This is a genomic window from Dysgonomonas sp. PH5-45 (genome assembly GCF_029893235.1).
GTDB lineage: Bacteria > Bacteroidota > Bacteroidia > Bacteroidales > Dysgonomonadaceae > UBA1309.
In genome coordinates, this window is sequence record NZ_JARXWE010000045.1 from 1 (window position 1) to 11821 (window position 11821).

The 11821-nt window shown below is 34.2% G+C and carries 13 protein-coding genes and 1 tRNA gene; 9 read left to right on the forward strand and 5 right to left on the reverse strand.

Translation table 11 applies throughout. The features are described 5' to 3' along the window. The first annotated feature begins 388 nt into the window (after nucleotides 1-388). Nucleotides 389-461 (forward strand) — tRNA-Phe (locus M2132_RS11385). Between the two features lie 239 nt (nucleotides 462-700). After that, nucleotides 701-1915, forward strand: a complete 1215-nt coding sequence (locus M2132_RS11390) for a site-specific integrase (protein ID WP_163631398.1) — start codon at nucleotides 701-703, stop codon at nucleotides 1913-1915. A 68-nt stretch (nucleotides 1916-1983) separates the two neighbouring features. Here the strand turns inward: M2132_RS11390 and M2132_RS11395 are convergent, their stop codons facing one another. Genes M2132_RS11395 through M2132_RS11405 form a run of 3 tightly spaced genes read right to left on the reverse strand, consistent with a single transcriptional unit; the run spans nucleotide 1984 to nucleotide 3275 of the window. Beyond that, nucleotides 1984-2655 carry a GNAT family N-acetyltransferase gene (locus tag M2132_RS11395; protein ID WP_239057061.1) on the reverse strand — a complete coding sequence of 224 codons (672 nt, stop codon included), beginning with the start codon at nucleotides 2653-2655 and terminating at the stop codon, nucleotides 1984-1986. Between the two features lie 47 nt (nucleotides 2656-2702). Beyond that, nucleotides 2703-2984: a helix-turn-helix domain-containing protein gene (locus M2132_RS11400; RefSeq protein ID WP_163631396.1), complete on the reverse strand. Its 282-nt coding sequence runs from the start codon at nucleotides 2982-2984 to the stop codon at nucleotides 2703-2705. 6 nt (nucleotides 2985-2990) lie between these two features. Continuing rightward, nucleotides 2991-3275 carry a helix-turn-helix domain-containing protein gene (locus M2132_RS11405; protein ID WP_163631394.1) on the reverse strand — a complete coding sequence of 95 codons (285 nt, stop codon included), beginning with the start codon at nucleotides 3273-3275 and terminating at the stop codon, nucleotides 2991-2993. 755 nt (nucleotides 3276-4030) lie between these two features. On the opposite strand from M2132_RS11405, the gene M2132_RS11410 reads away from it, so the two are divergent. Next, entirely contained in the window at nucleotides 4031-4564 is a 534-nt protein-coding gene (locus M2132_RS11410; RefSeq protein ID WP_163631392.1) for a dihydrofolate reductase family protein, read from the forward strand. A gap of 380 nt (nucleotides 4565-4944) precedes the next feature. On the opposite strand, the gene M2132_RS11415 is transcribed toward M2132_RS11410, so the two are convergent. Then, a complete protein-coding gene (locus tag M2132_RS11415) occupies nucleotides 4945-5481 on the reverse strand; it encodes an NAD(P)H-dependent oxidoreductase (protein ID WP_280673657.1) in 537 nt (178 codons plus the stop codon). Between the two features lie 115 nt (nucleotides 5482-5596). On the opposite strand from M2132_RS11415, the gene M2132_RS11420 reads away from it, so the two are divergent. Beyond that, nucleotides 5597-5971, forward strand: coding sequence for a helix-turn-helix domain-containing protein (locus M2132_RS11420; protein ID WP_163631388.1), 375 nt, complete (start codon nucleotides 5597-5599; stop codon nucleotides 5969-5971). A gap of 63 nt (nucleotides 5972-6034) precedes the next feature. Here the strand turns inward: M2132_RS11420 and M2132_RS11425 are convergent, their stop codons facing one another. Then, nucleotides 6035-6814, reverse strand: a complete 780-nt coding sequence (locus tag M2132_RS11425) for a response regulator transcription factor (RefSeq protein ID WP_163631386.1) — start codon at nucleotides 6812-6814, stop codon at nucleotides 6035-6037. Between the two features lie 106 nt (nucleotides 6815-6920). On the opposite strand from M2132_RS11425, the gene M2132_RS11430 reads away from it, so the two are divergent. The 5 genes from M2132_RS11430 to M2132_RS11450 all read left to right on the forward strand — a co-directional run bounded on the left by M2132_RS11430 (nucleotide 6921) and on the right by M2132_RS11450 (nucleotide 11562). Then, complete coding sequence (locus tag M2132_RS11430) at nucleotides 6921-7682, forward strand: DUF1349 domain-containing protein (protein ID WP_280673662.1); 762 nt, start codon at nucleotides 6921-6923, stop codon at nucleotides 7680-7682. A 334-nt stretch (nucleotides 7683-8016) separates the two neighbouring features. Continuing rightward, nucleotides 8017-8778: a class I SAM-dependent methyltransferase gene (locus M2132_RS11435; protein ID WP_280673664.1), complete on the forward strand. Its 762-nt coding sequence runs from the start codon at nucleotides 8017-8019 to the stop codon at nucleotides 8776-8778. Between the two features lie 23 nt (nucleotides 8779-8801). Next, nucleotides 8802-9998, forward strand: a complete 1197-nt coding sequence (locus M2132_RS11440) for an MFS transporter (RefSeq protein ID WP_280673666.1) — start codon at nucleotides 8802-8804, stop codon at nucleotides 9996-9998. A gap of 105 nt (nucleotides 9999-10103) precedes the next feature. After that, on the forward strand, nucleotides 10104-10934 hold the full coding sequence (locus M2132_RS11445; RefSeq protein WP_280673668.1) for an RteC domain-containing protein: 831 nt from the start codon (nucleotides 10104-10106) through the stop codon (nucleotides 10932-10934). Between the two features lie 295 nt (nucleotides 10935-11229). Continuing rightward, nucleotides 11230-11562: a helix-turn-helix domain-containing protein gene (locus M2132_RS11450; RefSeq protein ID WP_280673670.1), complete on the forward strand. Its 333-nt coding sequence runs from the start codon at nucleotides 11230-11232 to the stop codon at nucleotides 11560-11562. Nucleotides 11563-11821 lie beyond the last annotated feature (259 nt).

Consider the following 11821-nt stretch of genomic DNA (forward strand, 5'->3'; position numbering starts at 1 on the left):
CAAGAGATTGAGCAAATATTCAACGCGCTTATTTCATTGATAATAAATAATTTAACTAAACAAATCAGCGAATTGTTTCAACTACTGATTCGCATGATTACTTAATTGGTAGTTCAAAGATAAAGATCTTGTGATTTATGCTTATCTTTTAGCTAAACAATTACAAACATAGGGACTTGTCGGTAATTTTAAATCTTGCATAACTACAATTCTTTTATTGAGAATGTCTCGTCCTGAAATAGATTATCCAGATGAGTGTGATAGGGATCTTAACTTGTTTATAAGCCATAATAGGAGCTATATCCCCAATATTTTTTTGTTTTTTTGAATTATAAATTTGGAGTATATAAAATTTATCCTACCTTTGCACTCGCAATAAGTGATGTATGGTGCCATAGCTCAGTTGGTAGAGCAAAGGACTGAAAATCCTTGTGTCCCCGGTTCGATTCCTGGTGGCACCACTTTTAAAAGACTTCAAATTTGGTAAATCCCTGAAAATAAAACATTTCAGGGATTTTCTTTTTCCAAGAAATCCTCCATTTTTAGCAAAATTAGGCAGTTCCCTCGGGCTAAATCGTGGTCATTTTTTTGACCACTAAAAATTGACCACGAATGACACTATAAGTCACTGATTGTCTTATCGTTTAATGCTCTCTATTAGACATGGTTCAAGTATCTTTAAACCATTAATTTATAGAGTATGAGACAGACTTTTAATGTGCTTTTCTTTATCAGAAAGACAAAGTTGAAAAAATCAGGTGAAACACCAATCATGCTGCGCATCACTATTGAAGGGCAGTTAGTAGAGTTACAGCTTAAACGCGACGTAAAACCTAACCTTTGGAATCAACCTAAAGAGCGATGTATGGGTAAAGATGCCGCATCGTTAGAAATTAACCGTTATCTTGAATCGGTAAAACTTCGCTTATTTGAAATCCACCGAAAGATGGAAGAAGAAGGAAAACTAATCAATCCGATAGAAATAAAACGGAAGTTTCTTGGAATGGATGAAGAACACAAAATGTTCTTTCAGGTATTTCAGGAACATAACGACAAGTGTAGAGAGCTAATTGGTAAGGATTATGTCAAAGTTACTATCTCCCGCTTTGACACCTGCTTGAAATATTTCAAAGAAATGGTGCTGAATCAATATCGGGTGAAGGACATTCCGCTTAGAGAAGTCAACCATGCTTTGATACAAGATTATATCCATTTTCTAAAAGTTGAAAAGAATTTATCAGAGAATACACTGATTCGCTACATGAAAGTAATCAAAAAAATCACTAATATGGCACTGGCAAATGAATGGATGACAAAGAATCCATTTGTTAATATCAAATTCCACGAACAGGAAGTACATAAAGAGTTTCTGACTAAAGAAGAATTGGAAATACTTCGCACGAAAGAATTTGATATTCCCCGACTGGATTTGGTGCGGGATGTTTTTCTCTTCCAGTGCTGGACTGGGTTAGCGTTCATAGATGTATCAGAATTGAAAGAAGAACATATTGTTTCTGACAATGAAGGCAATTTGTGGATTCGTAAAAGCAGGCAGAAAACTAAAATCATGTGTAACATCCCGTTGCTTGATATTCCATTGCAGATATTGGAAAAGTACAAAGACCATCCGCTTTGTCAGAAGAAAGGTGTTTTACTTCCGGTAATGAGTAACCAAAAGGTAAATTCTTACCTCAAAGAGATCGCCGATTTCTGTGGGATTAAGAAGCAAATTTCGAGCCATTCTGGCCGACATACATTTTCGACCGTGGTTGCCCTCGCCAACAATGTATCGCTAGAAAACGTGGCGAAAATGCTTGGTCATACCAATACAAAAATGACACAACGGTATGCGAAAGTGTTGGATCAAAGTATCCTTAGGGATATGCAAGGGGTAAGGGAAAACTTTGCGAAGTAAACAAACGAAAAAACGGCTGATTCATTCCTAAGAATGTTCAGCCGTTTTTTTATCAACACAATTTTAAGCTATAAGTCTAACTTCATATTATAATTGTAATAGTGCTCCTGCTTAAACTGAACCTCTCCTTCATCCAACTTTTGGAACCCTAACCGGGAATAAAAAGTAACATTTTCAGGCAGTTGAGTTGTTAGTCCGACTATATGACTTTTACCCTTTGCCTGTCTCAATTCATCTAAAGAGTGTGTAATCATAAATGAGCCGATGCCAGTTCCCCGGTATTCTTCCTTTATGGCAACCATCGATAAATAATAATATTCATTTGTCCCCATAGCTTTGGTAAGAAGTTTTTTATTATAAGAATCCATTCCCAACATTTTATGCAAAGTTTGGAAACCAAATTTTGAAACAAATCGAGACAATCCTATCTGTAGGTAATCGCTAAACCTGGCTTTTGCTCCACCGGGAGGTAGCAAGCTAAATACACCTATTATTTTACCAGACTCCTTTTCTTTTACGACTTTTGTGACTGAAATTCTTCGGTTTATCAAAAATAAATTAGTTCTGAATAGCCAGAGTAACCCATCCCGTAATTTCTCTTTCTTCGTAAATATTAAGGCATAAGCAGGGTTCGATTCAAAAGCATCTGTTAATAGAGTGGATACTTTCTCATATTCACTTTTCTGCAGGTTTTCTATCTGAATATCAAAAGGGAGCATATTTTCTGTTTTATCGGACATTTGCAGTTCTGTTTATGACGCAAATTTAAGCAAAACCAACAATAGAATTAATACGCCGGACGAAATCGTTCTTCCAAAACCTTTTTAATATCAGATTCACGAAACAGAACCTTTCCCGGCAACTGGATAAATGGTAAAACGCCATTATTACGATAATCCTGTAGACAGCGGCGGCTTATTTTCAAGATAGAACAAAGCTCTTCACTTGTCAGGTAGCGCTCACCGTCAAATAATGGCTTATGCGTTTCCAAAATGTGTTCAATATAAGGCAGGGCATTATTCAATGCCTGTAATAGTTCTTTGCCATCTTGGTTGGTGTATAGTTGCATGAGATATTATTTTGAGTTGATTTTGCCCTGTTCCAATAAATATTTTACCTCAGATATGCGATAATAAACTTTCTTTCCAAGAGATGAGAATGAGAGTTTTCCACTTTCCCGAAGATACTGCAAACGACGAGGAGATAGATTTAAGATCTCTGCAAGTTCTTTGTTCTCTATCCATTCCTGTTCAATGAACAGTGCATTATCAGAGGGGTGTTTTGGAACTAATGAAGCTATCTGTTCCAGCTTCTTTTTGAAGGAATCAAAGGATTCTTTTTCTACACCTATAATATTCATATTTGTTTGAGTTACTTTGTTTTTCCAACAAATATATATAAGAGATAGAGAGGTTTTCGGAAATAGGTGTCAATGGCATTGCATGGAAGTAGATGGCTTTTTCTCATGACTATTTATAAAAACGGTATTTTTATTCTAAAGAAGAGAATGAAGATATACAGCGACTTCAGCAATTATGAATCTCTTCCATAATTCTCATACAGAATATATCTCAAACATCCGTTTTCAGATGTTGGATATTATGGAACTTGGTGAATTACCCGGAATAAAAGAGATTGATACAATTCGTGACCAAGCTGGTGGCGAATTAGGAGACCACTCACCCCCTTCTGGCGTTGTCATATGTAAATATATGCTGAATGCGAACCCGTGCATGAAGCCTTATTCTACGTTCAGAAAACTATAAAAAATGATTGGAGCAGAGCTGTGCTGATGAACTCCATTGATTGCGAAAATACAGTTACTTGAAATAAATTACTACCTTTGCATCAGCTAAATAGAATTTATAACGGACTTGTCCGTTTATTAGATATAACATGATGTTCGCTGAATTCTGCCGCAAAAACTGGAAATTTACAAGGCAAGAGGAAAACAGCAATGTTCATGCTATACGTGTATCGTATAGCGTGGGATTGCTTCCGTTTCCTCTTGGGTATTCCAGTACCTTGCGGTGGGACGGTCGTAGGTTCCACGCTTCTTTTTTGCGTGTTATTGACATCAAAAAGTAGAATTAATAATACGTAAAAATAGAAAACATGAAAAAGATTATCCTCTACATCGCTGCGTCTATTGACGGACGAATTGCCGAACCGGACGGTGATATCGAGTGGCTTTCGGAATTTCCCATTACAGAAAAAATGAATTATGGTTATAAAGAATTTATGGCTTCTATTGACACTATCATCATGGGTGGTCGCTCTTGGCGTGAATTATCAAATATGGATGCAATGGGTGCGTATGACGACAAGGCAGTTTATGTAGTTTCCCGCAATGATTGGAGTGAAAAAGGAAATATTAAATTCATTACAGAAAATGTGATTGAACGCATTCTCGATCTGCGTAATCAGCCAGGAAAAGATATTTGGTTGTTTGGCGGAGGTGAGTTGATTTCAATGCTTCTTGCCGCCGATTTGGTAGATGAAATGCAGATTGCCTATATTCCTATTATTCTTGGTCAGGGAATTCCCTTATTCCCTGACAATCCGAAAGAATCCCGATGGGAGTTGCGGCATAGTATGTGTTACGGAAATGGAGTTGTAAAAATATCCTATATCAAACTGAAAGATTAACGCCTGTCAAAAGCCTCAATATGAATATATAATTTACTTAATATTTCTAGTAAATCATTCTTAGGAGTTTGTAGCCTTCTGACAGCTAATATACTAATTCCTATGCTGAAAGATATCTATAGATATAAATATCAAGGTAAGAATGACAGACACAATATGTAATGACTACCATGTGTCATGTACTATAAGGGCTAATTCAGAGAAGATGTTATTGAGAGATTCTATAATAATCAAGAGGCTACCCTGTTGGGACAGCCTCTTGATTATTATCAAAATAGAACCTACATGATTTCTTAAATATACACTCCTTGAAATCGTCATTTTGATTTAAGGGGCTTTATTTCCTAACAGAACCTTTATTTATTTTATCTGTATTTATTTCATATGCTAAACGACTCTAAATAATTAACATATTCATCTACACTACTTTCAATATCTTCAACTGATGGATTTTGTTCTATTCCATAAAATGCATAGAAGAATTGGTAATCTGCTTTCACATACTGGAATATGATTTCGAATGGTTTTGTTAATTCTTTTAAAGTATACCGATATTTACCAGTAGATGAATAATCTTCTTCGTCAATTCCCGCTGATATAGCCAGAGCAATTTTTTTACCACCCACTTTGTATCCACTTTTACTACCATATGCCCAACCATAAGTCAATACTTCATCAAACCACTTTTTAAGCAAAGGAGGTGAACTAAACCAGTATAAAGGGAATTGGAATACAATATTATCGAAAGATTCTATTAATTGTTGTTCTTTTTCTACATCAATTTTTTCATCAGGATAAGTTTTGTATAAATCATGAACCTGATATTTATCAGGATACTTATTTAACTCTTCTATCCACCGTTTGTTTACAACAGATTCTCTCAAATTTGGATGAGTAACAATGATTAAAGTTTTCATTAGAATTTATTTTTTTATTTGCTGCAAATATAGCTCAATTCATGCCATTTCGTATATTTGCAACTAAATGTAGGGTACTATAAAAAATGTAAGTATTAGAAACAATAATTACAAAATGAGTAAGATCAAGGAAACATCGACAAATTTTGAGAATAAAACAAACTTAAAAAATGAATGTACAAGCGTTTATGGTGCAAGTTTAATAAGTGGTCAATGGACTTTGTCGATATGTTGTTATCTACAAAATGGAAAACTCAGATTTGGTGAATTACGCAAGTGTTTACCCGGAATAACTGAGCGAATGTTAACTTTGCAGCTACGAAAGATGGAGCAAAATAAGTTAGTAACTCGTACTGTTTATGCAGAAGTTCCTCCGCGCGTAGAATATGAACTTACTAAGATAGGAGCAGAACTAATCCCCATTTTGTCAATGCTCGAAAAATGGGGTGAAAAGCATAAAGAATTTATAGTAGAAAAAGTTAAACTTTAAATGTATTGATACTATTAAGGAATATGAAAGCAATAAACTCCTGAAGTTTACATTTATATCTGTTTAGATAGTAATTAATCCCATGAGTAAGGCTGTTTTTACAGCTTCTGCGCTATTCGAAACTTTTAATTTTCTTATCAGATTTTGTCTATGTCTGTATACAGTATAAGGAGAAATGTATAGCTCAGATGCTATTTCCTTACTTCCTTTTCCTACTGCAATTTCTCTTAGAATTTCTATTTCTCGCTCACTTAATATCATTTTGTCACAGTGAATATATTCAGCTGCTGGCAGTATTTCACCATTTTCGTTATTTACGATTTTACCTTCAATCCCTTTTCGTGGATTTTGTTCCAGACAAGGCGAATAAGTACAGAGTGCTAACCAGATAATACCATTTGACAAACTTGTAAGAAAATACGTCCGATGGGTAATATATTTATAAATTCCGTCTGCATTTCTAGTTCTGATATAGCTGTGAGTGCTGTATTTGTATCTATCTTCTGGCGATAAAGTCTTTAAGAAGTGAAAGTAACGTAGTTCTAATACATGCCGTTCTAACAAATCATCAGAATGAATTTTGTTAAAAATATCATCCTCAAAAGCAGAGTTTATATAAGTGCTACCCGATTTCATTCCAAAAACGGAACCAAATGCACCAGCAAAGATATAGCTGTAATTATCCTGATAATTTGTAAGTACAGCAACGCTCTGCTCAACCTTAACGTATGATTGTGCTGTTTGTTTATAGTGGTCAATGATAGTTTCTTTTTGAAACGAATCTATAGAGACCTGCTCGATCAAAGCGTCGTTAACCTCTTTTTGAATTGCTTCTATAGTCATACCACAATATAATTGGTTAATTTTGAGTATTGCATCAGATACAAAGTACACCTATCTTTGCATCACAAAGTTACCAATAATATTCAATCTTATAAAATTGTTCAAAATGAAAAAAAAAGTTTTTTTAATTTTTATGGTTATGTCTGGAATACTTTTCTGCAATTGTACGAATAAGGATACCTCAAAACAATTAGAGTCAGGAAATTTGCCACTTAGCTCTTCTACACAAGTTAATGGGAAAGTGAGTGGAACTCCATGTGATTTAACAGTTGGGAAGATCCGCTTTACAAAATCAATAAATGATGCAGCATCTTCAATTAAAGTACAAAAGGACGGGAAAGTTGTTTTTACTGCAAAAGAGAAGACTGATTATTTTAGTGACCCAAATGGCAAGTTGTCGAATACAAGTGCTCCTATACTATTAACCGATGTTGACAACACTAAACCTTTTACTTTCACAGCAAAAGTAACTCCTGGCTTTAATGAGCAGGATGTTTATAATGCGGGCGTGCTATATGTCTATGCAAATGATAGCTTTTTTCAAAAACACTGTTTTGAACAAGATGAAAGAGGTAAGCATAGAATAGTTACAGTTCAAACTGTAGGTACATCAGACGACAGTAATCACGATATAGTAGAACTACCCTACGCCTACATGAAGATATCATCTGACACTCGCACTATAGCATCATATTACTCTCTTGATAACATAAATTGGCAAATGGTTCGTTTATATGAAAATAATTATCCTGATGAAATATGGCTTGGAATCAGTTCTCAATGTCCAATGGGCGAAGGAAATGAAAGTGTGTTTGAGGACATTCATTTAGAAGAAAAAAGTGTATCAGATTTTAGGATGGGTATCTAATCAAGCGTTTCTATTTAGAAGAGGTATTAGTTTATATATAATTAAGTTCTCAACACAAAAAACATCTCCAACTAACTGAAAAATGTGAGGTAGGATCTTTCCTCACATTTTTTTACAATGCTAAATTTTCTTCTCAAATTTAATCCATTCATTTATAGAAAAATTAATGGAATTATTTCTATGACAAGTTACTATATGGCCATATGCATTCAACTTATATCCTAAATGTGTAGTAATAGCATTTATATTGTCAGACATAAGATTGTTGTAAAAAATAAATGAATTTTATCACTATTGCGGACAGCTATTATAATCCTTTATTAAACATGAAAAAATGAACTTACCTGAAGTACTGCTTTCTGAGTTTTTATACGATATGGATAGTCTTGGGCCTGAATGTCTATCTTTGACAAAGACTATTATAAAGGAGCTATCGTATTTACCTCAAATCGAAAGAATTGCAGACATTAGTTGTGGCTATGGAAACCTAAGTATAGCATTATATGAGCTGACGAATGCAGATATAATAGCAATTGATCATAGAAGTGAGCTTATTGAAATATTTCAGAACGAATTGAAATTTAACAAATTAAATAATCATATTATTGCAAAATACAGCAAATTAGATAAACTGCCTTTTAATGAAGAGGAGCTTGACATTTTGTGGTCAAGTGATCTGCCTTCTGAATTTACATTTAAAAGAGTGTTAAGTAATTGGTCTCAATTCATAAAGAGAAATGGATATATTGTTATATGCGCTTACTGTTGGAATTCACCTTACAAACCAAAGGAGGTTTCTGATTTTTTCCTTAGCTGTGGTATAGAAATAGATCACATCTCTAATCGGATAGAAGAAATGGAAAATAAGGGATTTGCTCCTGTTTCTCACTTTATTGTACCCGATACCAGTTGGTGGAATTTTTTCTATTCGATAGATGTGCAAAAGGAAAATTTATCAAAAAAATATGCAAATAACAAAGATGTTCAATCGTTTTTAAGAAGCATAAATTTAGCTGTAAATCTATTCGAGAAATATAGAGATTATTATAGCTATGCCTATTTTGTAGGAAGAAAACTTCCCGCTAATAAAATATAGAAAAAATAAGATTGTTATCATATATGAATATTACAAAAGACATAAAAAAAGCCAAGATTGCAAATCAATGGTTTTTCTTTATTTGTGGATTAGGCCTCTCGTGCTGGGCACCTTTAGTGCCTTTTGCAAAAGAACGTTTAGACCTTACTGATAGTGATTTAGGTTTATTACTCTTGCTACTTGGCGGAGGTGGTATGTTAATGATGCCACTTTCGGGGGTGTTGACTTCGAAATTTGGTAGTCGGAAGATTATGTTATTCGGTAGTATTATTATAGCTTTAACTATTCCTATACTCGCAATATCATCCTCTATTTTCATAATGTCACTAACTTTATTCCTTTTCGGTGGAGGAATTGGGATGGTAGACGTTTCAATGAATACACATGGTGTAATAATAGAAAAACATTATCAAAAACCTATATTTTCTTTTTTGCATGGTTTATTTAGTGTTGGGGCATTAGTTGGAGCGCTGTGTGTATCTTTTTTTATAAAATGGGGATTAACCCCATTTTATGCAACTCTCATTCTTTCAACTTTCATATTAATTATATTATACAATCAACAAAGAAATTTACTTTCTCTGGATTTTGAGAAGAATGAGAACGGAAATTCCATGATTAAGGAAGAAAAAGAAGAAGTGAGAACAAATGCATGGCTTAGTGGAAAAGTCTTACTATTAGGTTTTTTTTGTTTTTCTTTTTTTTTAGTTGAAGGAGCAATGTTAGACTGGAGTGCTATCTTTTTAAATGATGTAAAAAGGATTCCTATCGAGCTTGCAGGAATGGGATATGCTGCATTTTCAGTTGCTATGGCTGGAATGCGACTTATTGGAGGACAAGTTATTGCCAAAATCAGTAGTCATCAGGTTATTGTTGGAGGAGGAATAGTTGCTATTATAGGTTTGTTGCTCATTATTTTTTCTAATGCTACATTTTTAATCTTAGGAAGTTTTGCTTTTGTAGGAATTGGTGTAGCCAATTCTGTGCCTGTGTTATTTAGTGAAGGAGGTAAGATAGAAAAAATGAAAATATCATTGGTACTATCTGTTATTACTACTCTTGGATACTCTGGACAACTTGCTGGACCTGTATTATTAGGTTTTATTGCACAACACTCTTCACTATCTGTTGCTTTCTTATTCCTTATAATTATGCTGTTTGTCGTACTTTTAATCTACATTTCTAAACTAATCATTCTAAACTTTAGGATTCAAAAGTGAAAACGATAAAGAGTAGTGATAGTAGTTGTATCTTGAGAAACTGTGTAGATTAGGGTTAAGATTCTACAAATTGCAGATGCCTATTGGGGAGTAAAAAAAACAATCATGCTTCAATTTTGTTCTTGTTTAAAAAAAGAAATAGATGCTGAAATTGAAAAAATAGAAAACTCGGAGATCAGCTCAATGACGAAATCATTAGAAGCATCCCGTTTACTCAGGGATGCTTACAATGAATTAAAATCATTCATTTCGTCATATACATTTCAGAGCGAGGAGGAAGAAATTCTATTTTTTAAGGAAATTAAGCCAAGACTATGTTTTCGTTTAATCTTTTATCGTAAATTGTATAATGTTGAAATGGATCGTCCCACTGGCACAGAGAAACAACGCGAGTACTTAAATGATCTATTGAACGGTATAAATAAATACAACTGCAAACGGCTTGATTTTATTCGTTATTATCGTTCGGGGTCTTCTATATTTGACTCTCTTTATTTTTTACGGGGACAAGCTGATACAGAACAGTACATGGAAACATTCTCTCATGAATTTGATCCCAATTTTTCCACAAATTGTGATTTTAAAGTGGCAAAGATTCTGGCGAATGATATGCTTTCTGATTATCTATCAAGCGAAATAGAAGCACTAAACGACAATAATAATATGATAATAAGCTCTTTCGGTTTTCCAGCTACTAAGATAACATGGAAAGGAACGAAAGCAGAATTTCAGGAGCAGGTTTTATCATGGGATAATGCAGCTACATTTGGCGATGTACCATTCACACAACTTCACAGCTATATGCAAAATGTATTCAATATTCAAGTAGACAGCAATCTTTCACGGATTTTAGATGATTTGAAGACCAGAAACAACCCTACACCCTTTATGGATAAACTAAAAAACGCTTTGCTACGACGTATGGGTAGAAAATAAAAAATACCGGGGTCGGTATTTACTCAAAAACACCCGATTTTGACCTGATTCAGGTCAAAACCGGGTGTTTTCATTTATAATTCCTCTATATCGTAAAAATACCGGCCTTTTCTTGTTTTTCCTCTCCTGTTTTTACAGGAAAATCCCTCTGTAAACCCTTATGGATAGCCATTTTGCTAAAAATTTTCAAGAAAAGTCATACCGGCCTCGTTATAACCGGTGTAAATATGTCCGAACTTTGCTTCGTCAATGCATTGGACACCAATAGTATTAATTTGAAAAACGAAGTAGAATCATGTATATAAACAATGAAGATTTTGATAAATGGATGGAGAAGCTATCCAAAAAACTGAATGAAATCGGTCAGAACTTAACATCCCTGATTAATACAAGTGAAGTATTCAGCGAAGAAGAAAAACTGTTGGATAACCAAGATTTGGCTTTTCTCTTAAAAGTGAGTTACAGAACGCTCCAACGCTATAGGACGAGTAAGAAATTACCCTATTTCATGATCGCTCACAAAACCTACTACCGCATTTCCGATGTACGGGAATTTGTCCGCAGCCACATGGATTTCCAAACTTGGCAGGAATTTGAGAAACAGAATGATCCTGATAAAAGCACCTAAATTTCACCCGGAACTCTCTCCCAGCAAATATTTTTCTTTTCGAACGTCCCCTCACCAACCCCTTGGGGGACTTTGAAAAGGAAAATATTTCTTTTTAAATTGATTTGTATTCGTAGCTATTACTACGGTAACGGTCATTAGATTGTGGAAAATTTATCAAGAAAAATTACTACTGATGCGCTAATTTTTTAATTTCAACCGTAACGGGTTGATTATATATAAGATACAAGCGTTCTTTGATTTTTTGATTTGAATTGAC

Bases quoted from the DNA above. Each gene is read 5' to 3' on its own strand.
- M2132_RS11390 (WP_163631398.1), top strand. From the start codon at position 701: ATGAGACAGACTTTTAATGTGCTTTTCTTTATCAGAAAGACAAAGTTG.
- M2132_RS11395 (WP_239057061.1), bottom strand. From the start codon at position 2,655: ATGTCCGATAAAACAGAAAATATGCTCCCTTTTGATATTCAGATAGAA.
- M2132_RS11400 (WP_163631396.1), bottom strand. From the start codon at position 2,984: ATGCAACTATACACCAACCAAGATGGCAAAGAACTATTACAGGCATTG.
- M2132_RS11405 (WP_163631394.1), bottom strand. From the start codon at position 3,275: ATGAATATTATAGGTGTAGAAAAAGAATCCTTTGATTCCTTCAAAAAG.
- M2132_RS11410 (WP_163631392.1), top strand. From the start codon at position 4,031: ATGAAAAAGATTATCCTCTACATCGCTGCGTCTATTGACGGACGAATT.
- M2132_RS11415 (WP_280673657.1), bottom strand. From the start codon at position 5,481: ATGAAAACTTTAATCATTGTTACTCATCCAAATTTGAGAGAATCTGTT.
- M2132_RS11420 (WP_163631388.1), top strand. From the start codon at position 5,597: ATGAGTAAGATCAAGGAAACATCGACAAATTTTGAGAATAAAACAAAC.
- M2132_RS11425 (WP_163631386.1), bottom strand. From the start codon at position 6,814: ATGACTATAGAAGCAATTCAAAAAGAGGTTAACGACGCTTTGATCGAG.
- M2132_RS11430 (WP_280673662.1), top strand. From the start codon at position 6,921: ATGAAAAAAAAAGTTTTTTTAATTTTTATGGTTATGTCTGGAATACTT.
- M2132_RS11435 (WP_280673664.1), top strand. From the start codon at position 8,017: ATGAACTTACCTGAAGTACTGCTTTCTGAGTTTTTATACGATATGGAT.
- M2132_RS11440 (WP_280673666.1), top strand. From the start codon at position 8,802: ATGAATATTACAAAAGACATAAAAAAAGCCAAGATTGCAAATCAATGG.
- M2132_RS11445 (WP_280673668.1), top strand. From the start codon at position 10,104: ATGCTTCAATTTTGTTCTTGTTTAAAAAAAGAAATAGATGCTGAAATT.
- M2132_RS11450 (WP_280673670.1), top strand. From the start codon at position 11,230: ATGTATATAAACAATGAAGATTTTGATAAATGGATGGAGAAGCTATCC.